The sequence below is a fragment of the Thermochromatium tepidum ATCC 43061 genome (assembly GCF_009664085.1).
Taxonomy (GTDB): domain Bacteria; phylum Pseudomonadota; class Gammaproteobacteria; order Chromatiales; family Chromatiaceae; genus Thermochromatium; species Thermochromatium tepidum.
The window spans coordinates 549119-573016 of sequence record NZ_CP039268.1; the positions used below are offsets into that span (position 1 = coordinate 549119).

Sequence of the window (23898 nt, forward strand, 5' to 3'; positions counted from 1 at the left end):
GTGTGGAGCGGGATCGAACCCCATGCGCCTGTCCCGTCTCCATGTCGATCTCGCGCTGACGCCCGGCGCCGAGATCGACCTGCCGAGCGCCCAGGCCCGTCATGCGGTGCAGGTGCTGCGGCTCGAACGCGACGCGACGCTGGTGCTGTTCAATGGCGATGGATACGACTATCTGGCCCGTCTGATCGATCTGGGACGCGAGCGGGCGCGCGTCCTGATTGAATCGCGCGGCGATCTTGAGCCGGAATCCAGGCTCGACATCCATCTGGCGCTCGGGATCTCCAAGGGCGAGCGCATGGAGTTTGCAATCCAAAAGGCCGTCGAGCTGGGCGTGACCCGGATCAGGCCGCTCTTCACCCGTCGTTCCCAGGTACGGCTCGATGGGGCACGACGCGATAAGCGGCTGGAGCACTGGCACGGCGTGGTGGTCGCGGCCTGCGAGCAGTCGGGCCGAAGACGCCTACCGGTGCTGGAGCCGGCGGTGGATCTGGAGTCCTGGTTGGAGACGGTACAGGGGCAGGGCCTGACAAAGGGGCTGCTACTCGACCCGCTCGCCGAACTGGCGTTGCCCGCGCTGCCCGCGCCCGAATCGGGTCTGACGCTGTTGATCGGACCTGAGGGCGGACTCGACCCGCGCGAACGCGATCTGGCGCGACGCCACGGCTTTCAGGGCGTGCGTCTTGGCCCGCGCATCCTACGTACCGAGACCGCTCCGCTGGCCGCCATTGCGGTGATTCAAGCGCTGTGGGGCGACTTCCGCGATCCCTGAGTTGGGATCCGTGCTTCAGTTCGATGCCTTGCCGATCAGGGCGTTGATCTCTTCGAGCAGCTGCGCTTCCTGATAGGGCTTGCCCAGATAGCGGTTCACACCGAGCTGGGTCGCATAGTCGCGATGCTTGGCCCCGGTGCGCGAGGTGATCATGATGATCGGCAGATGCTTGAACCGCTCCGAGCGTCGGATGTGGCGCGTGAGCTCATAGCCGTCCATGCGCGGCATCTCGACGTCGAGCAACACCACATCCGGGATCCGCTCGTCGAGCAACGTCAGGGCCTCGACGCCATCCTTCGCGGTCATCACCTCCATGTTTTGCCGCTGCAGCAGTCGCTTGGTGACGCGCCGCACGGTCAGCGAGTCGTCGACCACCATGACACAGACCGACTCAGTGGCCGGTTCGGGCGCGATCTGCACCTGCGCCTGTTCGCGAATGGCGCCCGAGCGCACCAGGGCCAGCGCGTCCAGAATCAACGCGACCCGCCCATCCGGCAGGATGGTCCCGCCGCTCAACCAGCGCACCCCGGCCAGCTGCGGCCCCAACGGCTTGACCAAGATGCGCTGACTCTCAAGCAGCGTATCGGCCTGAAGCGCCACACGCTGATCGCCGATACGCGCCAGCAGGATCGGCAGCCAGCGCCGCTCGCCAAGTTCGGGTTCGGGTCCGTTGGTCTCCAGCGCCTGCCCCAGATAGGCGACGCGATAACCTTGACCGCGTACCGTATAGGTCTTGGTCGGCTCGGCATAGATGGCCAGCAGCTCATCGCGGCTGATGCGCGCCACACCCTCAACCGTGCTGTGCGGCACCGCATAGACGGTCTCGCCGACCGAGACCAGGAAGGCGTCGATGATGGCCAGGGTCAGCGGCAGACGGATGGTGAAGCGCGCCCCCTTGCCGGGCACAGACTCCAGGCTGATGGTGCCATTGGCCGCCTTGACCTCGGAGGCGACCACATCCAGACCCACGCCGCGTCCGGAGATCTGCGTCACCTTGCCCGAGGTGGTAAAGCCTGGCTCCATGATGAATTGCAGGATCGCCTCGTCCGGGAGCTTGGAATCGGCCGTCATCAGACCGCGTGCGATGGCCTTGCTGCGGATGGCCTCCAGATCAAGCCCCTTGCCGTCGTCGCCCAGAGTGATGACGACGTCGTTGCCCTCGCGCCTGAGCGCCAGGGTCACCAGGCCGGTTGCCGGCTTGCCGCGCGCCACGCGCGTCTTGGTGTCTTCCAGTCCGTGATCGACGGCATTGCGCAGCAGATGTTCGAGTGGCGCGACCAATCGGTCGAGGATGGTGCGGTCGAGTTCGACCTCGGGGCCAATGACCTCCAGTCGGGCCGATTTGCCGAGTGTCTCGGCGGTCTGACGCACCAGACGATGCAGTCGCGGCACCACCTGCACGAAGGGCACCATGCGCGTGCGCAATAGACCGTCTTGCAGGTCGTTGGCCAGCCGTGCCTGTTGGTTCAGCAGATCGGCCATCTCGCGCTGATAGCCGGCAAGCATCTCCTTGACGCTGATGAGGTCGTTGACGGTCTCGGCCAGCGATCCCGACAGCTGCTGGAGACGCGAGAAGCGGTCGAACTCCAGGGGGTCGAACTCGACGTCATAGTCCGAGGTGGTCTCGGTGCGCTCCCTCCCCGCGTCGCCGCGCTCGAAGCGGTACAGGATCTGGGCCTGGGTCTCGATCTCGAGCTGGCGCAACTGCTCGCGCAGCCGGATCACGGTCTGATCGAGCTCGCCCAGCCCGAACCCAAGCTGACCATTGCGCTGACTCAGACGACTGCGATAGATGCTGATCTCGCCGGCATGGTTGACCAGACGGTTGAGCAGATCGGAACGCACCCGGATCTGAGGGATCGCGGCGATGGCCCCAACACCCTCGCGTCCGCTGGCTTCGGTCCGAGCGACCGCCGGTGTCGGAAGCGGATGGGCCACGTCTTCCGACACCTCGGCGCTCACCGTCTCCGCCGGGCGCATCCGGGCCACCTCAGGCGTAGCGATCGCTGTCGTCGCTTCGCCGTGCGGTGTGCGTGACAACTCATCGACGAGCTCGGTCATGCGCGGGACGGGCGCGCCCTGTTCGAGCGCATCGACCTGGAGCGAGAGCATGTCGACGGCGCGCTGAGCCAGTTCGAGCGTTAGATCGCTGATGTTGGCCCGATCCTCGTCGAGCGCCTTAAGCCGGGTCTCGAGCGCATGGCTGAGGTCGCCGATCGCCGTCACACCAGTCAGGCGCGCACTGCCCTTGAGCGTGTGCAGCAGACGATTGACGCCGGCAAGTGCGGCGCCGTCCTGGGGGGCGAGCAGCCAGTCACGGAACTGACGGTCCAGCTTGTCGAGCAGGTCGCGCGCGTCCTCCAGGAAGAGGGCGACCAACTCTGGGTCGGGGGCGGCCTGAGTCGACTCGGACTCGGGTGTCGGACTGGGTTCGGGGCGGGCCGTCTCGACGTTTTCGGGTTCAGTCTCGATCGGCTTGGATTCAGTCTCGGGCGGCTGTTCCTTGGGTTCGGCGCTTGGTCCCGGTGCCAGTTCCAGGCCGGTTTCGGGCTGGAGTTCGAGTGTGGTCTCGGGTGCAGGTTCGAGTTCTGGGGTCGGCTTGGTCTCGATCGGCAACGCCTCGGGTTCGGTGCTCGGTTCCGATTCGAGCGCAAGATCCAGTTCGATCGGCGATTCCGGTGCCGCACCTGCGGTCTCTGTGTCTGCGGTGACCTCGAACTCGGCTGCGACGGGTTCGGGCGCGCCGAACTCGACCTCTGCGAGATCCAAGATCGACTCGGGCAGGTGTTCCTCGACGGCGGCCTGGGGTTCGTGTGCCAGGTCGTCGGCACATTCGATGTCTGCGGGTTCCAGATCCAAGGGCGCGCATTCAGGCTCGCGTTCCAAGTCCATCGGCGCACGGCTCAGCGTTTCCGTCCGGCTCGGTTCGGGAGCGACGGACTCAGGTGCCGGCGGCTGGTTCAGTTCGGGCAGCAGCGCCTTGAGTGCGGCGGCACCGCGACCAGAAGCGGGCAACTCCTCGATACGCTGCTCGATGGCCTCGGCGGCACGCCGAAAGAGCGCCACGAGCGACGCGCTCAGGGGCTTGTCCTCGGTCAGGAGCGGCTTGATCCAGGACTCCATGGCCTTGGTGACGCGCGCGATGGACTCGACGCCCGACATGCGGGCGCTGCCGGTCAGGGTATGGAGCGCACGCTCGATGGATTCGTCGACGCGCCGCACCTGATCGGGTTCGCAGCTGTCCAGGAAGGCGCGCAGAACACTCAGATGCTCGCGGGCCTCGGTCCGGAAGATGTCGAGCAGTTCCTCGTCTACAGCGAGCAGACTGTCGTGATCGATCACCTCCTCGGCGGCGGGCGGTGTCGCCGGCGTTGGGCCGGTCTCAGGTGTGGTCTGGGGTCCCTCGGGCAGAGATTCGGCGCCGATACAGTCGCGCAGTCGGGTGGCGAGTTGCACATGGGGTGCGATGTCAAACGCTCGGCCCTCGGCCTCAGACTCGACCAGATCGGGCAGGACGCGCACCGCCTCGGTGATACAGTCCAGGATCTCCGCGGTGGGCGGACGTTGGGTCTCGATGAGCCGGTTGAGCAGGAACTCCATGGACTGAGCGAAATCGCCGACCTGGAGCGCGCCGACCAGTCGCCCACTGCCCTTGAGGGTATGGAAACTGCGGCGCAGCGTGGCCAGGGCCTCGGCGTCGGACGGATCGGACTGCCAGCGCGCCAACTGGATGCGGGCCGAGTCGATCTCCTCGCGCGCCTCTTCCAGGAAGATGTCCAGGAATTCGGTCTCGCCGTCATCGGATTCCAGATCCAGCTCGTCGGCCGGATGTGTAGGTTCAGGCTCAGGTTCGAGCGGCGGTTCGAGTTCCGGCTCGTGGCGCTCGATTTCGATGACCGGCTCGGGGGCGGCAGGCAGTTCGCCCAGTTCGGCCTGGAGCGCCGAGATGGCGCGACCGGCGCGGTCGATCAGGGTGTCGCCGAGCGGCATCGGCTGCTGGAGATGGCCGATATACAGTTCCAATCCGGCGATGGCATCGGCCAGATGGTCGATCTGGGTGTCGGTCGGGAGACGCCCGTGGTGTACATAGGCCGCCTGCACCAGACTCGCGACCAGCTCGGCCAGATCGGCGGCCGGGTTTTCACCGAGGAGTCGCAGGGCGCCTGAAACGCTCCTCAGATAGCCCGGAACCGGTCGCAGTGGCCCTTGGGCGCCAGATCCCTTCTGCCAGTCGGCGATGGCCTCCTTGACCCGCGACAGCTCATAGCCGGCCTCGCGCAGCGTGGCGGCGGTCAGATCCGAGAGGTCCATGTCCGGCGCGATGAGCCGCTCGGGGCCGGCGTCGCGTCGGTCGGCCAGGGCCAGCAGCACGGACTCGATCCCCAGCAGCTCCATCGCATAGGACTCGAGACGTGCGGTCTGGCTCCTGAGATCGGACGCGTCGAGCGTCTGGAAGCGGTCGCCCAGTGTCCGCAAACGTCCTGGCAGATTGCCGACCTCGACGTCATCGAGTCGCGCGGCCAGGCGCCGCAGTCGATCACTGAAGTCCCGGATGAGGTCCTGGGAGACGGTCTCCATGAGTATGAGACGATCGAAGGTCTGCTTGAGATCGACGATCTCGGCGACAAGCTCGCTTGCCAGCCGCGCAAGCTGAGCATCGGCCTCTTGGATGGCCTGGGTCTCGGCACGGTCCAGCATGGCCGGCGTCAGGCCGTATTTCATGCGCGCCTCGACCAGCACGCCATCCTCGATCCCAGCGCCGGTCAGGATCTCGAGCAGCTGCTCGATCAGGGTCTTGGCATCGACCTCGGGCCAGACCGGTGGGCGTTGGGTCAGCGGTTTGAGTGCCCAGTCTAGGTGCCCCATGAGGGTGCGCGCAGGCTGATTGGATTCGAGTCGCCCGGTGTGGAGCGCGGTACAGAAGCACTCAGCGAGCGCGAAGAGATCGGCAAGGGTCCCTTCCTTGAGATACTCATGGAGTTGGCGGAACAGTCGTCCGAGCTGGACGAGTCCATCGGACTTGCCCCGGTACCACTCGACCAGATGACGGTGGAACTGTGGACGCACCTGACGCATCACCTCGGCCAGGAGGTCGAGCTCTTCGGGATTCCACTGCGAGTCGCTGTCACGGTCGGAGAGCGCGAACCTCAGTAGCTCGGAGCGCGTCAGCGGGAGCTGGTTGCAGGCCGAGCGCAGGCTGTTGATGATCGACCACAGACTCAACGGCGGCTCCTCGAATCCAGCATCCAACCGGTCGAGGTGGTTGTTGAGCTGATCGAGCGCCTCACCCATCACGTTCGTGGCCTCGGCATAGTGCCCCGGATCGATCTCGTCGAGACGCTCAGCGAGTCTGTGCATCTCCTCGACTAGGCGCGCCGGTGCCGTCAGACGCAGGGCCAGCAGCACGCCTTGGACCTGACTCAAGGATTTGAGTACCCCGGCCAGTTCGGTCTCGACATCGAAGTCGGCGCCGGCCTCGACCAGGTCGCGGACCGGGCGCAGTGTGGCCCCAATCTCGCCCTTGACCCATTTCAGGCCACCGATCAGCTGTTTGTCCGCCATTGAGTCATCCCTCGCGATGAAACCCGCCGATCAGCCCGGCGGTAGCCGGAAGCCGGCCACCGATTTTTGCAGGTCGCTGGCCAAGGCGGCCAACACCTCGACCGACTCGGCGGCCTTGCGCGTGCCCTCGGTGTTCTCCTCGGTGATGGCACGGATGGCTTGCACAGTGTCGTTGATCTCGGCCGACTGGCGCGACTGACGTTGGGCAGAGTCAGCGATGCGCTTGGTCAGCTCGGCGATATAGGCCGAGACGTTCTCGATCTCGCGCAGTGCCTCGCCGGCGTTCTCCGCGAGGTTGGCGCCCTCGACCACGCCCGCCGTGCTCGCCTCCATGGAGCTGACGGCCTCGTTGGTATCGGCCTGGATGGTGCGCACCAGCACCTCGATCTGCTTGGTGGCGTTGCGCGAGCGTTCGGCCAGGCGCTGGACCTCGTCGGCGACCACAGCGAACCCGCGCCCGGCCTCGCCGGCCATGGCCGCCTGCATGGCCGCATTGAGCGCCAAGATGTTGGTCTGGTCGGCGATGTCATCGATGAGCTCGACGATCTCGCCGATCTCTTGCGAGGACTCGCCCAGGCGCTTGATGCGCTTGGCTGTCTCCTGGATCTGCTCACGGATGGCGTCCATGCCCTGGATGGTGTCGCGCACCGTCTGGGCGCCGCGTCCGGCCACCTCGACCGAGCGCGAGGCGACCTCCGCCGACTCGGTGGCATTACGCGCGACCTCGTCGATCTGGACCGTCAACGACTGCACCGCCGCTGAGGCCTGGGTGATCCGGAGCGACTGGGCACTGCTGGCCTCGGCCAGACGCAGTGAGATGGCGCGCGTTTCCTGGGCCGAACGGGCCACCTGGGTGGCGGTCTGGTTGATGGTGGCCACCAGGCTGCGCAAGGCCTCGATGGCATAGTTGAAGGCGTCGGCGATGGCGCCGGTCTTGTCCTCGGTGACCGTGGCCTCGACCGTGAGATCGCCGTCGGCTAGATCACCCAACTCGTCGAGCAGACGCAGGATGGCGCGTTCATCGCGCTCGGTCTGGTCACGGTAGGCCTCCTCGCGCATCTTGGCGTCGCGCAGAAAGATCAGGGCCAGGGCGGCGAGGCTCAGGAGCGAGAGGACCGCGAACACGAGCACCGTGCCCGCGCCGATCGGGAGCCCAAGCAGGATGAAGCGACGTCCGGCCTCGCGATAGTGGTTCAACAGCTCCGATAGGGCCGATTCCAGACCGCCGGCGGCCGTTTGGAGGTTCGGAAGCTGCGCGATGGCGGCACGCACACTGTCCATCCGACGCAGGATCTCGGTTGAGCGCGTCTCCAGCGTGGCGAACTGCTCGGTCATCTCCTCGAGCGCCGCGCGCGATCCAGCCGTCTCGCTGCGTCCGCGTACCCCCGAAAGCAGTGTCGAGAGCCCCTCGTTGAAGAGGTTGATCGACTTGATGACCTCGTCGAGCGCCTGACCGGCCTCGGCGCCGCCCTGCAGATAGCGATCGAGGCCCGACTCCAGACGTTCAAGCCGCGAAAGCTGGAGTCCGGCCTCCAGCGCCAGGGGCGGCGCGGCGCCCTCGGTGGTAAGGCGTTTGGCTACCTTGGTCATGGTCTCGCGCAGACGCGGGATCTGCTCACGCGACTCACTGATCAGCTTGCGCACCGTTAGGATCGACTCGCTGGCGGCCAGGATGGGATCCATGCCCTGGGCGAACAGCGCCCAGGATTGCTCGATCTTGCGCAGATCTCCGCGCAACAGAGCGGTCGCCGCCTGCTGGGTGGACTCCTCGATGCCTTGGGTCAGGTCCACCAGCAGGGCCTGGAAGCGCTGGCGCTCGCGCCGCAGACGATCGAGCGCATCGGTCTCGCCGGTCGTGGCCTCACGCGCTGAACGCATCATCTGCTGGGTCAGAATCCGCTGCTCGGCAGCCGTGAAGCCCTGGCGTGCATTGAGCTGGTCGAGCCGGTCCAGCTCGAGATAGCTAAACAGCGCCAGGATGGAAAAGAACAGTGCACCGAATCCGAAGGCAACAGCGACCAGGAGGTGAGAACGATCCAGCGCGGGTGTGACAAGATTGAGTTTCAAGCGTTTCGCCATCTGGTGCCGACTCCTTGATGTGAAGATGCCCCGGCGGAACCTATGCCTTGGCGATCCTGGACCGACCGGGTTCGACTGCCTTGGATGTATGTGACTGAATCAGTTGAGGGCGGCGTTGAGCAACGGATCGGCGATCAGCGCCTTCAGTTGGATCACCGGCAGCGTCTGACCCTCGAGCTGATAGGCGGTCTCGACATAGCGCCCGATCGACCCCCAACCCTCGACGTTCCCGGCAACCCGGTCGCTATTTCGGATATAGCGCATGCCCACGGCCTCCGAGACGACCAGGCCGCAGGGGAGGTCATCCTGGCGCACGACCAGGACGCGCTCGCGGCTGCGGACGTGTTCGCGGCGACGCTCAGATGGGCCGTCCTGAACACGCTTGCGCATCCGCGGTGGCCCGCCTGTTATGAGGGACGCCAGGTCATAGATGGGCAGCAGCGTGCCCCGATTGTTGGCCACGCCGAGCAGCCAGGGCTTGGTGCCCGGAACGCGCGTGATCTCCACGGGCAGTTCCAGCACCTCGGCGATCTGCTCCAGTGGGGTGAGCAACAATTGTTTTTCGACCCGGAACAGCACGGCAGTCCAGCTGTCCGGGGGGCGCGCCTCGTCTGGGAGCCCGGCGGCGCGGGCGCGACAGCGCGCCTCGAGATTTTGGATCAGCGCGTGCAGATCGGTGCGGGTACGTTGAGTTCTAGCCATGGCTTCCCGAACCTTCTAGCAGGGTGCGGATGCGTTCGAGCAGTAGCTCGCGATCGACCGGCTTGGTCAGGTAGTCGGTCGCCCCCTGGCGCAGGCCCCAGGTGCGATCGGTCTGGAGATCCTTGGTCGTCACCATGATGATGGGGATGTCGGCGGTCTCGGCGTCGCGCCGCAGCAAACGGGTGGCCTGGTAGCCGTTGAGTACCGGCATGATGACGTCCATGAGGATGATGTCCGGATGAAGCGCGCGCGCACACGCGACGCCCTCCTCGCCATTGCAGGCAACCTCGACCCGATAGCCGGCCTTCTTTAACAGGGTCGAGAGGATGTGCGTTTCGGTCGGCGAATCATCGACGATCAGGACCATCGGAGGCGTCTCCAGGGTCGTCGCTGCGGCGCCCAGATCCCGGTGCGGGTTCGGTTTGTCTAGGATGCGTCTCATGGCGTGCTCAGGATTCGCGTGCTTGATATCCTCGCGTCTCGATCTCGCCTGGGATCGAATGATGGCTTGACCGAGGGTTTGGGGTTGGATTTATAGACACTGACGATCGATTCACGGCGATTCACCGGATGAAGCTTTGGCCAGGCTGGCGCGCACGGCACCGATGAGCTCGTCGGCGGTGAAGGGCTTGGAGAGATAGAGCTGCGCGCCGACCAGACGGCCCTTGGCGCGATCGAAGAGTCCGTCCTTACTCGAGAGCATTACCACGGGTGTGTCCTTGAACTGCGGGTTGTTCTTGATCAGGGCACAGGTGTGATAGCCGTCGAGCCGTGGCATCATGATATCGACGAAGACCAGGTCGGGCTTGAAACTGACGACCTTGCCCAGCGCCTCGAAGCCGTCCTCGGCCAGCTGCACCTCGCAGCCGGCCTTGGTGAGCAGGGTCTCGGCGCTGCGGCGGATGGTCTTGCTGTCGTCGACGATCAGAACCCTGGTGCCGCGTAGATCTAGTTCGTTCGGCATGATGGCTCCTGGTCGAGAGGCGGCATGACGAGGATCCGTGCGGCGGGGACAGCAAGGCCGGTGATGTCAAGTCTCTTGAAGCTGGGTGCCATGGTCATCGCGACTAGAGTTCCTTCGCTCGGGTGAGAATCCCTGATGCCTGGAATGTAGCCGGATGCTAGGGTCAAGCGTGCTCCCATGCAAGCGACTCGACTCGGTTTTTCACCTTGATTGATGTTTGATGATGGGCAAGCCATGAATACTCGCGTCGGTGTCGTGATGGATCCGATCGGTTCCATCCGGATCAAAAAGGATAGCACCTTCGCCATGCTGCTTGCCGCGCAACGTCGCGGCTGGTCGCTGTGGTACATGGAGGTTGGCGATCTGTCGTTGCTCGACGGTCAGGCCAGGGCGCGGATGCGTGCCATCGAGGTGGTCGAGGATCCGCTCAGCTGGTTTCGGTTCGGTGAGGAGGTCGAGCATCCGCTCCACTGGCTCGATGTCTTATTGATGCGCAAGGATCCGCCCTTCGATATCGAGTATGTCTATACGACCTATCTGCTCGAACAGGCCAAGCAGGCCGGCTGTCTGGTCGTCAACGACCCGCGCAGTCTGCGTGATGCCAACGAGAAGGTCTTCATCACCGCCTTTCCGCAGTGCGCGCCGCCGACGCTCGTCACGCGTCAGGCACACGCCATCCGTGCCTTTCAGTCCGAGCACGGCGAAATCGTACTCAAGCCGTTGCACGGCATGGGGGGGACCTCGATCTTTCGGATGCGACCAGGCGATCCCAATCTGAGCGTCGTCATCGAGACCCTGACCCAGCAGGGCCGGGCCTTCTGCATGGTCCAGCGCTTCATCCCCGAGATCGAGGCCGGAGACAAGCGTATCCTCATGGTCGACGGCGAGCCCGTGCCCTATGTCCTGGCGCGCATCCCGGCCCCCGGCGAGAGCCGCGGCAATCTAGCCGCGGGTGCCTCGGCCGAGGTGCGCCCCCTGAGCGCGCGCGATCGTTGGATCGCCGACCAGGTCGGTCCTGAGCTTCGCGCGCGCGGTATCCTCTTTGCCGGATTGGACGTGATCGGCGACTATCTCACCGAGATCAACATCACCAGCCCGACCTGCATCCGCGAGCTAGATGCGGCCTGTGGTCTGGACATCGCGGGCGATCTCATGGATCGGATCTCAGCCCGCCTGGATCGGTGCGCGGATCGTCCCGATCAGCGATGTCTGTCGCCAGGGGGCATCCCTAGGGCATCCATTTAGAAAACCAGGCGCGTCATCGCAGGGCGGGGCGCGCATGAGATTCAACCCGGGAGCCATCATCATGGGGTTTAGGCTGTCCCCTTCGAGTCTGGTCCGACCGGCGCGCGCCCTCCCGCTGCTGCTCGTGCTGTCGGTGGCACTCGTCGCCTGTCGTGACAAGACACCTGTCATGCTTTCGCACTTCACGGCCTTCGAGACCCAGGTGGATGTGAGTCTGGTCGCCCTGACCCGCGACCAGGCCGAGCGCGCCGCCGCCCTCGTCGCCCAGGATTTTGCCTATCTGGAACGGGACTGGGCAAGCGACGGCGAGGCCATGGATCGCGTGAACCGACTCCTCGCCCAGGGCGAGCCTTTCGTCCCGCCGCCGTCCGTCCTGCGTCTGGTCCGGCTCGGTCAGAGGCTGGAGATCGAGAGCGAGGGGTTGGTCAGTCTGGGCCTCGGACGGCTCATGCGACCCTGGGAGGGCGACACAGCGACCACCGCCAGCCGTCATCCGCCGGGGCGCGAGCGGATCTCGGCCCCGGTCGCGTCTGCGCCGTCCATGGCCGCGATCGAGATCGAGGGGCTGACGCTATGCGGACGCGATCCGGCCCTGAGCCTGGATCTCAGCCCCGTCGCCCGGAGTCAGGCCATCGACCTGGCGATCCAGCATCTCAAGGATCTTGGCGTGCGTAATGCGCTCATCCAGGCGGGTGGGGAACTGCGGGCCATCGGCGAGCGTAGCGGTCAACCCTGGCGCGTCCCTGTGCTCCATCCCAGCGGATCGGCGGTCCTAGCGATCGTATCCTTGCGCGGCGACGAGGCGCTGGCAACCCTGGCCGAGCAAGGGCACGCCTTCACGGATCAGGGTCGAAGCGATCACGCCATCCTCGATCCGCGTACAGGGCTTCCGGCCACTGGGGCGCGCTCGGTCACGGTCCTGAGCACGGAGGCCACACACGCGGCCACGGCGGCGCGGGCGCTCTTTATCGCCGGTGCCAAGGATTGGCGGCGTCTGGCGGCGCGACTGGGCGTGCGACAGGTGTTGCTCGTCGACGCCGAGGGGCGTCTGCACCTGACGCCGTCGCTGGCCGAGCGACTCGAACGGCTCGACGTCGAGGCACCGATCGAGATCGTCGAACCTGAATGGCCGACGCCTGCCGGTCTGGATGATCGTCCATCATGATGGACCACAATGTCACAAATCTGGAGCCGCCGCCTGACTGGGCCTTCCAGGTCAGGTCGGTGTCGAATATGCCCTTTGTCGCTGCCCTGGTCGGGTCCGGCTGGCTGCATCTGCTGCTGATCCTGGCTGTCGCTTTCGTGTGGCCAGATCCGGGGTCGCCGCCGCCCGAGTCAGCGATGGAAGTGACCCTGCTCAAGGAGATCGGGACCACGGCCCCGAACCCCGCCCAGGAGGCCGCTCTGGCTCAACGCGATCAGGTAGGCGAATCGCCGCTCGGCGAGGCGGCGATCCCGACCTTCGGGGACTCGTCCCAGGCGTCGGTCGAGACATCCTCACCGATGGATGGACCGGTCACGGAGTCGACGCCGCCGACCAGAGATCCAGAACACCCGACCGAGTCCCTCCCGAATGGGGCACCGCCGCACGCTGATCCCCTGGCCCGTCCGGACGCTATGGTGCTGCCACGGCGGGAGCCGCCGAGCGCGCCCGTGCTCGCCACTGAGTCAGAGGCACCTCCGCGTCCAGGGGTCGATCCCTTCACGCCGCGTCAGACATCCGTCGACACGGCCCAGATACTCGCCAGCCAGGGGCTCGAGGTCGCCCGGCTCACCTCTAACCAGACCGCCAGCGGCACCAAGCGGGCGCGACGCAAATCGATCAGCGCCAGCACGCGCGAGTTCCGCTATGCCAGCTATATGGCCGCCTGGGCGCAGAAGGTCGAACGTATCGGTAATCTCAACTATCCGCAGGCCGCACGCGATCAGCACCTCTACGGCAGTCTCATCCTGCACGTGGCCGTGCGCGCCGATGGCAGCCTGGAGAGCATCCGCGTGGTGCGCTCATCCGGTTTTGAACTCCTCGACCAGGCCGCGATCCGCATCGTCGAGCTGGCCGCGCCCTTCTCGCCCTTCCCGCCCGACATCGCTGCCGAGACCGATGTGCTCGACATCGTGCGCACCTGGCAGTTCATGCGCGGCGATCTACTCGGCTGGGAGCGCTGAATATAGGGTCCATTGGGACAGCGGGGCAAAAGGGTCTTATGATCCTCCCATCGAACCGGGAGCGGGCGGACGCACTTAGCGTTCCGTGGATAGATTGTCGCGCTTGCCTCATCATGAGTCGATCAGGATACTAACGCCCATGCCTTTCAGTACATCCTTGACCAACCATCTCTTGATCGCGATGCCAGGTCTGCAAGACCCCAACTTCGCGCGCACGGTCACCTATATCTGTGAACACACGGAACATGGTGCCATGGGGATCGTCATCAACCGCCCACTGAACGTGACGCTCGGAGCACTCCTAGACCAGCTGGATATTGTCGCCCAGCATCCAGGCGTGGCCGAGACGCCCATCTATCAGGGCGGTCCGGTCCAGACCGACCGCGGCTTTGTCCTACACACGGCTGGCTACAGCTACGACTCCACGCTCAACATCACGCCCGACATCAGCGTCACCACCTCGCGTGACATCCTGGAGGCGATCGCCCGTGGCGAGGGACCAGATCAGGTGCTGATCGCGCTTGGCTATGCCGGATGGGGCAGCGGTCAGCTCGAACAGGAGATGAGCGCCAACGCCTGGCTCAACGGCCCGGCGAGCAACGACATCATCTTTCGCCTGGATCCGAGCGCGCGCTGGATGGCCGCCGCCCAGTTGCTCGGCGTGGATCTGAACCTGATGAGCGGCGAGGCTGGGCACGCCTGAGAGACGCGCATCGCTCATGATACTGCTCGGATTCGACTTCGGCCCGCGCAAGATCGGCGTGGCTGTGGGTCAGACGGTCACCCGTTCGGCCACACCCCTGATCACCTTGCGCAGTCGGGGCGAGCGTCCGGACTGGATGGGCATTGCGGCCCTGATCCGCGACTGGCAGCCGAATGCCTTGGTGGTCGGCCTACCGTTTCAGATGGACGACACCGAGGTCGCCTGGTCGCCGCGCGTATATCGCTTCGCCCGCCAGCTCGAAGGACGCTATCGCCTGCCCGTGCATCTAGTCGACGAGCGTCTGACCTCGCGCGAGGCCCATCGTCAACTTGCCGATCGCGATCGGCGCACGCCCAGGCTGGAGGACGTGGATGCGCTCGCGGCGGCCCTGATCCTGGAAACCTGGCTCTGTGAGCACGCCTGACATCTGGAAGGACGCCGCCGCCGTCGCGGCGGCCATCGACACCATGACCGAGCGCCTGCGCGAGCGTCTGAAGCGGCGCGGGATCGAGCATCCGCTCATGATCGGTATCCACACCGGCGGGGTCTGGGTCGCCGAGCGGCTGTATGCGCGGCTTGGACTGACCGAGCCCCTGGGGCATCTCGACATCTCCTTTTATCGCGATGACTTCAGCCGGATCGGCATGCATCCGCAGGTGCGCCCGTCCTATTTGCCGGTCGGGGTCGACGACCGGCATCTGATCCTGGTCGACGACGTGCTCCAGAGCGGTCGCACCATCCGCGCGGCGCTCAACGTGTTGTTCGACTATGGGCGACCGGCCTCGGTGACACTGGCCGTGTTGCTCGATCGCGACGGGCGCGAGCTACCGATTGCCGCCGATGTCGCCGGTTTCGCGGCCGGGTTGGGCGCCGACGAACAGATCAAGCTCAATGGTCCCGAGCCGCTGCTGATGCTGCGTGCCAAACGGGGCGCAAGTCGTTGAATCAGGGCGACATGACCTGGCTCCGCCCCTACCCGCATTCGACACCATGACGACGCCCAATCCCCAGCTCGACGCCCAAGGCCGGCTCAGGCACTTCCTCACCATCGACGGGCTGAGCCGTGAACTCTTGATCGAGATCCTCGATCAGGCCGAGGGCTTTCTCGGTGTATCCCAGCAGACGGTCAAGAAGGTACCACTGTGTCGCGGCAAGGTCGTGGCCAATCTGTTCTTCGAGACCAGCACCCGCACCCGTACCACCTTCGAGCTCGCGGCCAAGCGCCTCTCGGCCGATGTGCTCAATCTCAACATCTCGACCTCGGCCACGGCCAAGGGCGAGACCCTGCTCGACACGCTGCGCAACCTGGAGGCCATGCATGTGGACATGTTCGTGGTGCGCCACGCCGAAAGCGGCGCCGCCCATTTCATGGCCGCCCATGCCGCCCCACATGTGAGCATCATCAATGCCGGCGATGGGCGTCATTCCCACCCGACCCAGGCCATGCTCGACATGCTTACCATCCGCCGCCACAAGCTGGATTTCAGCCGGCTGCGCGTGGCCATCGTCGGCGACATCCTGCACTCGCGCGTAGCGCGCTCGCAGATGATCGCGCTCAAGACGCTCGGGGTGCCCGATGTCCGGGTCATCGCCCCACGCACCCTGCTCCCGGCGCGGGTCGAGGAGGCCTTCGGGGTTAGTGCCTATCATGATCTGAGCGAGGGGATCCGCGATGCCGATGTGGTCATTATGCTGCGTCTCCAGCGCGAACGCATGAACAGTGCGCTCCTGCCGAGCGAGCACGAATACTTCCAGCTCTTCGGGCTGACCGAGGAACGGCTCGCGACCGCGCGCCCGGATGCCATCGTCATGCACCCGGGCCCGATCAATCGCGGGGTCGAGATGGACTCGCAGGTCGCCGACGGGCGCCGTTCGGTGATCCTGGAGCAGGTAACGAACGGGATCGCGGTGCGCATGGCCGTGATGTCCATGTGTCTCGGCAATCAGCATCTCGGGCGCCAGGGTCAGGAGGAGACGGGCCATGCTTAACGCCCCCCGTCTGAGCATCCGTCACGGACGGCTCATCGATCCGGCCAGTGGTCACGATGCCGTGACCGACCTCCACCTCGCCGAGGGTCGGGTGCTGGCCATTGGCGCTGCGCCCAGCGGGTTCCAACCCGATCGCATCTTGGATGCGCGTGGTCAGGTGGTCTGTCCGGGGTTCGTCGATCTCTGCGCGCGGGTGCGCGAACCCGGCCTCGAACAGAAGGCGACCATCGCCAGCGAGGGGCGCGCGGCGGCGGCCTCAGGCGTCACCACACTCTGCTGTCCGCCCGACACCCGTCCGGTCATCGACACCCCGGCGGTGGCGCGGCTGATCCATCAGATCTCCAAGCGTCATGGCCTGACCCGGGTGCTGCCGATCGGGGCCATGACCCAGGGGCTGGAGGGCCAGTCCATCACCGAGATGGCCGCGCTCAAGCTCGCCGGTTGTCCGGCGCTCGGCCAGGCCGATCGCCCGATCCGCGACACCCAGGTCCAACGTCGCGCGCTCGAATACGCCGCAACCTTTGGGCTGACCCTCTTCTTGCTGCCGCTCGATCCCGAACTGAGCGCGGGCGGGTGCGCCCACGAGGGCGTCGTCAGCACCCGGCTTGGGTTGCCCGGCATCCCCGAGGCCGCCGAGACCGTGGCCGTGGCGCGCGATCTGGCGCTGGCCGAGCAGACCGGGGCGCGGATCCATTTCCAGGGGATGTCCACGGCGCGCGGGGTCGAGATGCTGGCCGAGGCGCGCGCACGCGGGGTGCGCGCCAGCGGCGATGTGGCAATCCATCAGCTCTTTCTGACCGAGCATGACCTGGCGTATTTTGACGCCAACTGTCACCTCATCCCGCCGCTGCGCACGCTGGACGATCGCGAGGCGTTGCGCGCGGCCCTGGCCAAAGGCATCCTGACGGCCATCTGCTCGGACCATCAGCCGCACGACCCGGATGCCAAGCTCGGTCCCTTCCCCGAGACCGCACCCGGTCTCTCGGCCCTGGAGACCGTGCTGCCGCTGGCACTGCGGCTGGTCGAGGAGGGCGTGCTCGATCTCATGGGGGTGATCGAGCGTCTAACGGTCGGACCCGCCGCGATCCTGGAACGCGAGGATCTGGGTCGGATCACACCCGGCGGCAAGGCGGACATCTGTGTCTTCGATCCAGACGCCGTCTGGACCGCCACGCCCGCGACCTGGTTCAGTCAGGGACGCAACACGCCCTTCATGGGGCGCGATCTGCGCGGACGGGTGAGCTGGACACTGCTCGGGGGGCGGATCGTCTTCGAACGCTGAGCATGCAGAAGGGGCGGGTTCAGAACCCGCCCTTACCAACCCACCCCTACGAGGTCAGACTGAAGTGACATGGGCAAGAGCGAGCACAACCTGATCTGGATCGATTTGGAGATGACCGGGCTGGATCCCGAGTGCGACCGGATCCTGGAGATCGCGACCCTGATCACCGACAGCCAGCTCGAGGTAGTGGCCGAGGGACCAGTGATCGCGATCCATCAAGACGAATCGATCCTGGCCGGGCTGGACGACTGGAATCGCGAGCATCACGGTGCCTCCGGTCTGTTGGAGCGCGTTCACCTCAGCCACTACAGTGTCGGCGACGCCGAGACCGCGACCCTCGACTTCGTCGCCCGCTACGTCCCGGCTGGGGTCTCGCCGCTGTGCGGCAACAGCATCTGTCAGGATCGCCGCTTCCTGGCGCGCTGGATGCCGCGTCTGGAGGCCTATTGTCATTATCGCAACCTAGACGTGAGCACGCTCAAGATCCTGGCCCAGCGCTGGGCGCCCCGGGTGTTAGATGGCTTCAAGAAGAAATCGCGCCATCTGGCGCTCGAGGACATCCGTGAGTCAATCGGTGAACTGCGTCACTATCGTGCCCACTTTCTCAGGCTCGACTGAATCCAGCGCCAGCCACCCAGCAGCGTCAGAACCAAGGCCAACCCAACCGTCGGTGCATGACCGAACCGGCTGAAGGGCGTGACACCTTGGCGCGGCTGGATCTCGGCTGTGACCGCGCCGCGCACAAAGGCGGGCAGGGTGTCGATCGGGCGCCCGCGGTGGTCGATGATGGCCGAGATCCCTGTATTGGTCGCGCGCAGCAGCGCGCGCCCGGTCTCCAGCGCCCGCATCCGCGCGATCTCCAGATGCTGCGGCAGGGCGAGCGAGTCGCCGAACCAGGCGTCGTTGCTGACATTGATCAGATAGTCCGCCTCGGGCAACGCCTGGATCAGCTCGGCGGGGAAGGCGTCCTCATAACAGATAGAGACCCCAACCCGGTGCGCGCCGACGTTCAGCAGCGGCCGGCGCGACTCGCCTGGGGTGAAATCGGACATCGGGACGGCGAACAGATCCACCAGGGGTCCGAGCCAAGATTTGAAAGGCAGAAACTCGCCGAATGGGACCAGATGGCGCTTGGCATAGAGATCCTCGCGGCTCCCGATCGCGAGCAACCCGTTGAAATAGCGTCCGCTCTCAAGATCCATCACCGGCAGCCCGAGCACGATCTCGGTACCCTCGATGCGTGCACGCTCGGCAAGCGGCTCGATCAGGGGGGATCGAATCTGGTGCAGGAAGTCGGGTAGGGCGGTCTCGGGCCAGAGGATCAGATCCGAGTCCAGATGCTCCAGGGTCAGATCGACATAGGTCTCGGCGATCATCAGACGCGCCTCGGGATCCCACTTGATCGCCTGCGGGATATTGGCCTGGATCAGGGTGGCGCGCAGCGGCGGGCCTGAAGGCTGGGTCCAATCGACGGCCTTGAGACCGGCCCCACAGACCCAGAGCCCGGCCAGCGCGAGCGCAGCGCCGATCCGCTTGCCTCCCCGCCAGCGGATCGCGCACCACAGCAGTCCGCCCGAGAGTGCGACCAGCAGGCTGACCCCATGCACACCCAGGATTGGCGCATAGCCGGCCAGGGGGCCTTCGATCTGACCATAGCCCAGACTGAGCCAGGGAAAACCTGTGAGCAGCCAGCCACGCAACCACTCGAACAGGACCAGGCTGCCGGGGAACAACAGCAGTGGACCGAGCCAGCTTGGATCTGGGTCCAGACGGCGTACCAGCCAGGCGGTTAGGCCGTAATAGAGCGCCATGAGCGCGATGAACAGGGCCGTGAGCAGATGGGCGAGCCAGGCGTCCAGGTTGCCGAACTGGTCGAGACTGATCCGGATCCAGAACACGCCGAAGCCGAACAGTCCCACGCCGAACAGCCAGCCGTGCTGGAAGGCGACCCTTGGGCTTGACCCCGTGAGCGACTGATAGAGCGCCGCGATGGCGAGCACGGCGAGCGGAAACAGCGAGAAGGGCGCAAAACTGAGGACAGTCAGCGCACCCGCGCCGAGTGCAAGCAGCGCTTGCTGGGTTGCAAGGCGCGCAAGATCCAGCTTGAGCAGAGAAACCATTGGGATCGCCATCGGACGGATTTGGAGGCGCCGTTTCTATAAGAAACGCGTCCGAGGGTCAAACGAAAGAGCCGATTTCAACAAGCGTTGAAATCGGCTCTTTCGTGAGGCAGTGGATGGTGGTGGCTATGCCCTGACTCGAACAGGGGACCCTCGCATTATGAGTGCGATGCTCTAACCGACTGAGCTACATAGCCAGATTGAGCCGCTTATTCTAGCAATTACAGTCGCGTTCGTCAAATGGGCGCGTGCCTACTCAAGGATAATGAGCCGAGATGATCGCCATGTTCCAGAGACTGGACCTGCGCCCCCAGATCGATCCAGTCCTCGGGGTGACAGCTCAGGATCAGGACCTGGTGGCGCTGGGCGGCATCAAAGAGGACGCGCTTCATCTGGGCCAGGCGCGCGCGATCGCTGTGCACGAGGGCATCGTCCAGGATGATGAGCGTCGGATGGCCGGCTGCCTGAAACAGATCGGCATAGGCCAGACGGCTGATCAGTCCGATCTGTTCGCGCGTCCCGAAGCTCAGTGCATCCAGGTCGGCCAGCTCGGCGGCGCGCGCGATGCAGTGCGGGCGCAGTGTCTCATCTAGCCTGATCTGGGCCCCCGGAAAGACGATCTGAAGATAATGATGCAGGCGCGCGACCAGTGGGGCCTGGATCTTGCGCCTGACCTGGTCGCGTTTCTCAGCAAGGGTGCGGTAGAGCAGGTCGAGCGCCCGGGCCCGGGTGTCGAGTTCCCGCCAGCGCCGCTCGACCTGTTCGAGCTCACCGCGGCAGAGTTGCAGTTGCTCATCCAGACCCTCGGCGCCCAGGGCCTCCAGCCCAGACTCGAGCTTGAGGATGGCCGCGTAACGCTCCGCCTCCTGGCGGCGCAGGACCTCTAGGCTGAGGTTCAAGCGTTCGATGTCTTGGCGCAGCCGGTCTGGACCAAGGTCGGCCAGCTGGCGCTCGCGCTCGGCCTGCTGGCGTTTCAAGTCGGCGACCTCGGCGCTCAGTTCGCTCGCCCGTCGTTCAAAGTGCGCGCGTCCGCCGGTGTGTTCAATCTGGTCGAGCTCAGTCTCGATCCGCCGCTGCTCTTCGGTCAGGTGCTTAAGGCCGACCTCGGTGCGGATGATCTGATCTGCCAACCGATGGTCCGCGGCCTCGAGCTGAGCGAGTCGGGCTTGCGCCCCTTGGATGTGGATCTCGAGCCGATCGGCCTCGGACGGATCGCCTGGAGCGAGCGACGGGTCCGGGATCGGCTCGCAGGCTGTCTTAAGCTGGGTGACGCTCGCCTCGGCCAAGGCCAGGTCCCGTTTTAAGGCATCGAGTCCGTCTGGGGCGAGCCACTGGAGCCTCTCGCGGGTCTGTCTTATGTGCTCCTCGATCTGGCGGCGTCTGGCCACATGGGACTCAGCCTGGGTCAGATCGCGCAACCCCTGGCGTTGGAGCAGGGATTCGAACGCCGTCCGGGCGATGGACAGTTCGCGGGCGATGGACCCGAGGTCTGTGCCGCCCGGCTCGATGCTGATCTCGCCCAGCTCGGGCAGATACAGTATCTGGGGCGCTGTCAGAACGGATTCTCCTTCCCCCCGCAAGTCGGTCTCACCCAGCCTGAGGCTGGCCCCGGGGATGAGCCGGTAGCGCACTCGGGTGGCGATGCTCAGTTGCCTGAGCTCGAGCTCGTGGATGCGGGTATGGAGCTCGCGGAGGGTGTTTAAGACCTCAGGGTCGAGCTGGATGCCTTGCATCTGGCGCTGCAGCTCGAGCAGGGTCTGATCGGCCTGACACGCCTGCTGTAGGGCGGTTTGCAGCCGCTGTCGGTTGGTCTCGGCCTGTTGGAGTTGTTGCAAGAGGTCTCGGCGTCTTTGACCCCGTTGTAACTCTTTCTGGCGGGTGTAGAGCGCCTCCAGTGCCTGGCGCGCCTGCTGTAGCCGCGATGTGAGTGCGGCACGGTCTGCCACCAGCTCAGCCAGGGTCTCGCGTTCGCGATCGAGCGCGGCGTGCCGACCCGCGAGTGCGTGCTCGAGTTGCTGGATGTGGTCAAGCCTATGTTCGATCAGCACGCGCTCACGCTCGATGGCAGTCAGCCTTTGGAGGAGATGTTCGTGGTCTCGCTCCAGCGCCTCGGCCCTGGCAAGCTGGGTCTGTGCCTCGCGCAGCTGGGCGAGGAGCTGCTGCTTTGCAGCGAGCTGCTTGCACCGGGCCTGTTCCTGCCGCAGGTGATCCAGACGCTCTACGTCCTGTCGGTAGCGTGCGACACGCTGGGTCAGGGTGTCGCAAGTCGCACGCAGTGAGTCGCGCCTCTCGCAGGCGGCCTTGAGCTCGCCGCGGGGGGCGCCCCGTCCGGTCAGCAGCTCGTCGCGGAGCCGGGCGATGCGACCGAGCACCTCGTCGCCGGCACTGCTGGTCATGGCGTCGAGTTCGGCCGCCAGGGCGATATGCAGGCGATCGGCGGCGTGCTGGATGGGCGCGGACAGCTCCTGCGCCTGACCCTGATCCACCCATAGCAGACCTGGGACACCCCAAAGCTCGGGGCGACTCCCACCCCGCCCGGCATAGCGATAGCCCAGCAGCTCGGCGATCCGGTTTTCGGCCAGCTCGTTGCTCAGGCGTTCGCCATCGATCGACAGATCGCAGCGCTTACGGCCCAGGAAGCGCTTGGTGAGGCGCCAGGTCTGGTCGGACCACTCGAATTCGATCTCTACCTCGGGGGAGGCCGAAGGATCATCCCAGGGGCGCAGATCCTCGACGCCGGTCGTGGTATAGCGCTCGAAGAAGGCGGCGCGAATGGCGCGCACCAGGGTGCTCTTGCCCGATTCATTGGGGCCAATGAGTAGGTTCAAGCCGGGTTGGAACTGGACCTCGAAGGGGGTGCGAAAGCGTCGCACCTGGACTAGACGCAGACGTCGCAGCCTCATGGCCGAGTCCCAGGTCCGGCGCGCAGCAGGTCGGCCAGGATGAGCAGTGCAGTGCGACTGACCTCGTCGCCACCCTTGGCCTGGGCCGCACGCAGCTCGGCGACGACCTCTGCGAGATAGCCATCGGCGTGCAAGTCAGCGAGATCGGCATCCGTGGGCACCAGCCGCAGCGCGCTTAGGTCGGTGCGTAGGGTCAGCAAGCGCGCCGCGGTGTGTTCCAGCGCCTGCTGAAGGCGGTCATAGTCGGCGAAATCGACCTGGCCTGAACATCTGAGCTCGAGTACCGACTGCGGGGGGAGGCGGTTGAGCGCCGCGATCAGGCGATCGAGGTCGCTTGGAACCTCGATCCGCTCCTGGTGCGAGACCCAAGTATGGCGGGCGATGCGGTGAGTGGTGATCCGGGGGACACTGCCCGGGGCGGGGAGTTCCACCTCCAGCACACAGCCGGCGTCGTTGTTGCGAAAGCGATCCGGCTCGGGTGTGCCGCTGTACCAGGTGCGATCATCGATGCCCAGACGACCGTGCCAATCACCGAGAGCGAGATAGTCGAGGTGCGCACGCCGCGCCCGGTCGGCGGCGATGGGATTGGAGCAGTCCAGGTCGTCGGGCAGCACACCCTGAACCGAACCGTGCGCTAGACCGATACGTAGGAAGCCCTCGGGGGTCGGGGCCGTGTCGAACCAAGCGGTCAGGTCTTCATGGACACGACGTTGGCTCAGGGGCGCCGGCAGCACCGCGATCCCAGTGCACTCGTCAGAGCTCGCGTCCAGCAACCAGGGTTTGGGCTCGAGCAGCGGCTGGACATTCGGCCCAATGACACCGAGACGCTGCGCCCGGGTCCATACGCCTTCGGCCAGCGCGGCATCGTGATTACCCGGCAACAACAACCAGGGGCCGGAATAGCCCTGGAGGGCCAGGAACAGACGCCGGATCGTGCGGTCGGACACCCACTGGGCGTCGAAGAGATCGCCCGCCACCAACACGGCATCGACCGCTCGCTCGCTTGCCAGCTGCGCGATCCGTTCGACGGCAGCGAACCTGGCCTCGGCAAGCAGGGCGCCGTCCTCTGGACCGAACATCTCGAATTGGCGACCGATCTGCCAGTCCGCCGTATGCAGGATACGGGGCATACCGACTCACAGAGTTGGGATCAGGGGTTGGGCACGAGGGCTTGTGACTCGCTTTGCACGGTCGGGGCTTGTACGAAAGATTAGGGGCCTGGATGGCTGTCCAGACCCCCTGAGCGTTTGGCGCTCTCTAGGGGATTCGAACCCCTGTTACCGGCGTGAGAGGCCAGCGTCCTAACCACTAGACGAAGAGAGCGGTATGTCATTTGAGAATGGCGTATTATACGCGACCTGCCGCGTTAGACAAGCGGCTTTTGAACGATCGATGACAAGGACCATCCGGCCAA

At 65.5% G+C, this 23898-nt stretch carries 18 protein-coding genes and 2 tRNA genes; 10 read left to right on the forward strand and 10 right to left on the reverse strand.

Translation table 11 applies throughout. The features are described from left to right. Positions 1-22 precede the first annotated feature (22 nt). On the forward strand, positions 23-769 hold the full coding sequence (locus E6P07_RS02580; protein ID WP_153974166.1) for a 16S rRNA (uracil(1498)-N(3))-methyltransferase: 747 nt from the start codon (positions 23-25) through the stop codon (positions 767-769). Between the two features lie 15 nt (positions 770-784). Here the strand turns inward: E6P07_RS02580 and E6P07_RS02585 are convergent, their stop codons facing one another. The 5 genes from E6P07_RS02585 to E6P07_RS02605 all read right to left on the reverse strand — a co-directional run bounded on the left by E6P07_RS02585 (position 785) and on the right by E6P07_RS02605 (position 10076). Continuing rightward, positions 785-6331, reverse strand: coding sequence for an Hpt domain-containing protein (locus tag E6P07_RS02585; protein WP_153974167.1), 5547 nt, complete (start codon positions 6329-6331; stop codon positions 785-787). Positions 6332-6361: 30 nt separating this feature from the next. Then, entirely contained in the window at positions 6362-8410 is a 2049-nt protein-coding gene (locus E6P07_RS02590; RefSeq protein ID WP_153974168.1) for a methyl-accepting chemotaxis protein, read from the reverse strand. Positions 8411-8509: 99 nt separating this feature from the next. Then, the gene (locus E6P07_RS02595; RefSeq protein WP_153974169.1) at positions 8510-9112 is read right to left on the reverse strand and encodes a chemotaxis protein CheW; all 603 of its coding nucleotides are present in this window, start codon (positions 9110-9112) and stop codon (positions 8510-8512) included. Continuing rightward, entirely contained in the window at positions 9105-9554 is a 450-nt protein-coding gene (locus E6P07_RS02600) for a response regulator (protein WP_153974170.1), read from the reverse strand. Before E6P07_RS02600 ends, E6P07_RS02595 begins: the two co-directional genes overlap by 8 nt. A gap of 111 nt (positions 9555-9665) precedes the next feature. Continuing rightward, a complete protein-coding gene (locus E6P07_RS02605; RefSeq protein WP_211363157.1) occupies positions 9666-10076 on the reverse strand; it encodes a response regulator in 411 nt (136 codons plus the stop codon). Positions 10077-10310: 234 nt separating this feature from the next. Here E6P07_RS02605 and gshB point away from each other — a divergent pair, with 234 nt between their 5' ends. From gshB to orn, 9 genes are all read left to right on the forward strand, one after another. Continuing rightward, a complete protein-coding gene (gshB, locus tag E6P07_RS02610) occupies positions 10311-11321 on the forward strand; it encodes a glutathione synthase (RefSeq protein ID WP_153974172.1) in 1011 nt (336 codons plus the stop codon). 34 nt (positions 11322-11355) lie between these two features. After that, positions 11356-12486, forward strand: a complete 1131-nt coding sequence (locus E6P07_RS02615) for an FAD:protein FMN transferase (protein ID WP_246172903.1) — start codon at positions 11356-11358, stop codon at positions 12484-12486. After that, the gene (locus E6P07_RS02620; protein ID WP_246172904.1) at positions 12483-13487 is read left to right on the forward strand and encodes an energy transducer TonB; all 1005 of its coding nucleotides are present in this window, start codon (positions 12483-12485) and stop codon (positions 13485-13487) included. Before E6P07_RS02615 ends, E6P07_RS02620 begins: the two co-directional genes overlap by 4 nt. A 139-nt stretch (positions 13488-13626) precedes the next feature. After that, positions 13627-14190 carry a YqgE/AlgH family protein gene (locus E6P07_RS02625; protein ID WP_153974173.1) on the forward strand — a complete coding sequence of 188 codons (564 nt, stop codon included), beginning with the start codon at positions 13627-13629 and terminating at the stop codon, positions 14188-14190. 16 nt (positions 14191-14206) lie between these two features. Next, positions 14207-14614 carry a Holliday junction resolvase RuvX gene (gene ruvX / locus E6P07_RS02630; RefSeq protein WP_153974174.1) on the forward strand — a complete coding sequence of 136 codons (408 nt, stop codon included), beginning with the start codon at positions 14207-14209 and terminating at the stop codon, positions 14612-14614. Beyond that, positions 14601-15134: a bifunctional pyr operon transcriptional regulator/uracil phosphoribosyltransferase PyrR gene (pyrR, locus tag E6P07_RS02635; protein ID WP_153974175.1), complete on the forward strand. Its 534-nt coding sequence runs from the start codon at positions 14601-14603 to the stop codon at positions 15132-15134. Before ruvX ends, pyrR begins: the two co-directional genes overlap by 14 nt. Before the next feature lie 46 nt (positions 15135-15180). Continuing rightward, positions 15181-16179 carry an aspartate carbamoyltransferase catalytic subunit gene (locus tag E6P07_RS02640; RefSeq protein WP_153974176.1) on the forward strand — a complete coding sequence of 333 codons (999 nt, stop codon included), beginning with the start codon at positions 15181-15183 and terminating at the stop codon, positions 16177-16179. Next, on the forward strand, positions 16172-17461 hold the full coding sequence (locus E6P07_RS02645) for a dihydroorotase (RefSeq protein ID WP_153974177.1): 1290 nt from the start codon (positions 16172-16174) through the stop codon (positions 17459-17461). The genes E6P07_RS02640 and E6P07_RS02645 overlap by 8 nt, the downstream gene beginning before the upstream one ends. A 69-nt stretch (positions 17462-17530) precedes the next feature. After that, complete coding sequence (orn, locus tag E6P07_RS02650; RefSeq protein ID WP_153974178.1) at positions 17531-18079, forward strand: oligoribonuclease; 549 nt, start codon at positions 17531-17533, stop codon at positions 18077-18079. Here orn and lnt read toward each other — a convergent pair. The 5 genes from lnt to E6P07_RS02675 all read right to left on the reverse strand — a co-directional run bounded on the left by lnt (position 18049) and on the right by E6P07_RS02675 (position 23807). Continuing rightward, positions 18049-19581: an apolipoprotein N-acyltransferase gene (gene lnt / locus E6P07_RS02655; RefSeq protein ID WP_246172905.1), complete on the reverse strand. Its 1533-nt coding sequence runs from the start codon at positions 19579-19581 to the stop codon at positions 18049-18051. The two genes, orn and lnt, sit on opposite strands and share 31 nt — an antisense overlap. Positions 19582-19701: 120 nt before the next feature. After that, positions 19702-19778, reverse strand: a tRNA-Met gene (locus E6P07_RS02660). A gap of 39 nt (positions 19779-19817) precedes the next feature. Continuing rightward, on the reverse strand, positions 19818-22484 hold the full coding sequence (locus E6P07_RS02665) for an AAA family ATPase (protein WP_153974180.1): 2667 nt from the start codon (positions 22482-22484) through the stop codon (positions 19818-19820). After that, a complete protein-coding gene (locus E6P07_RS02670) occupies positions 22481-23614 on the reverse strand; it encodes a metallophosphoesterase family protein (RefSeq protein ID WP_153974181.1) in 1134 nt (377 codons plus the stop codon). The genes E6P07_RS02665 and E6P07_RS02670 overlap by 4 nt, the downstream gene beginning before the upstream one ends. 118 nt (positions 23615-23732) lie before the next feature. After that, a tRNA-Glu gene (locus E6P07_RS02675) sits at positions 23733-23807 on the reverse strand. Positions 23808-23898 lie beyond the last annotated feature (91 nt).

What these genes read in the sequence shown, in the direction of transcription:
- E6P07_RS02580 (WP_153974166.1), top strand. Translation starts at nt 23, where the DNA reads ATGCGCCTGTCCCGTCTCCATGTCGATCTCGCGCTGACGCCCGGCGCC.
- E6P07_RS02585 (WP_153974167.1), bottom strand. Translation starts at nt 6,331, where the DNA reads ATGGCGGACAAACAGCTGATCGGTGGCCTGAAATGGGTCAAGGGCGAG.
- E6P07_RS02590 (WP_153974168.1), bottom strand. Translation starts at nt 8,410, where the DNA reads ATGGCGAAACGCTTGAAACTCAATCTTGTCACACCCGCGCTGGATCGT.
- E6P07_RS02595 (WP_153974169.1), bottom strand. Translation starts at nt 9,112, where the DNA reads ATGGCTAGAACTCAACGTACCCGCACCGATCTGCACGCGCTGATCCAA.
- E6P07_RS02600 (WP_153974170.1), bottom strand. Translation starts at nt 9,554, where the DNA reads ATGAGACGCATCCTAGACAAACCGAACCCGCACCGGGATCTGGGCGCC.
- E6P07_RS02605 (WP_211363157.1), bottom strand. Translation starts at nt 10,076, where the DNA reads ATGCCGAACGAACTAGATCTACGCGGCACCAGGGTTCTGATCGTCGAC.
- gshB (WP_153974172.1), top strand. Translation starts at nt 10,311, where the DNA reads ATGAATACTCGCGTCGGTGTCGTGATGGATCCGATCGGTTCCATCCGG.
- E6P07_RS02615 (WP_246172903.1), top strand. Translation starts at nt 11,356, where the DNA reads ATGAGATTCAACCCGGGAGCCATCATCATGGGGTTTAGGCTGTCCCCT.
- E6P07_RS02620 (WP_246172904.1), top strand. Translation starts at nt 12,483, where the DNA reads ATGATGGACCACAATGTCACAAATCTGGAGCCGCCGCCTGACTGGGCC.
- E6P07_RS02625 (WP_153974173.1), top strand. Translation starts at nt 13,627, where the DNA reads ATGCCTTTCAGTACATCCTTGACCAACCATCTCTTGATCGCGATGCCA.
- ruvX (WP_153974174.1), top strand. Translation starts at nt 14,207, where the DNA reads ATGATACTGCTCGGATTCGACTTCGGCCCGCGCAAGATCGGCGTGGCT.
- E6P07_RS02640 (WP_153974176.1), top strand. Translation starts at nt 15,181, where the DNA reads ATGACGACGCCCAATCCCCAGCTCGACGCCCAAGGCCGGCTCAGGCAC.
- E6P07_RS02645 (WP_153974177.1), top strand. Translation starts at nt 16,172, where the DNA reads ATGCTTAACGCCCCCCGTCTGAGCATCCGTCACGGACGGCTCATCGAT.
- orn (WP_153974178.1), top strand. Translation starts at nt 17,531, where the DNA reads ATGGGCAAGAGCGAGCACAACCTGATCTGGATCGATTTGGAGATGACC.
- lnt (WP_246172905.1), bottom strand. Translation starts at nt 19,581, where the DNA reads ATGGTTTCTCTGCTCAAGCTGGATCTTGCGCGCCTTGCAACCCAGCAA.
- E6P07_RS02665 (WP_153974180.1), bottom strand. Translation starts at nt 22,484, where the DNA reads ATGAGGCTGCGACGTCTGCGTCTAGTCCAGGTGCGACGCTTTCGCACC.
- E6P07_RS02670 (WP_153974181.1), bottom strand. Translation starts at nt 23,614, where the DNA reads ATGCCCCGTATCCTGCATACGGCGGACTGGCAGATCGGTCGCCAATTC.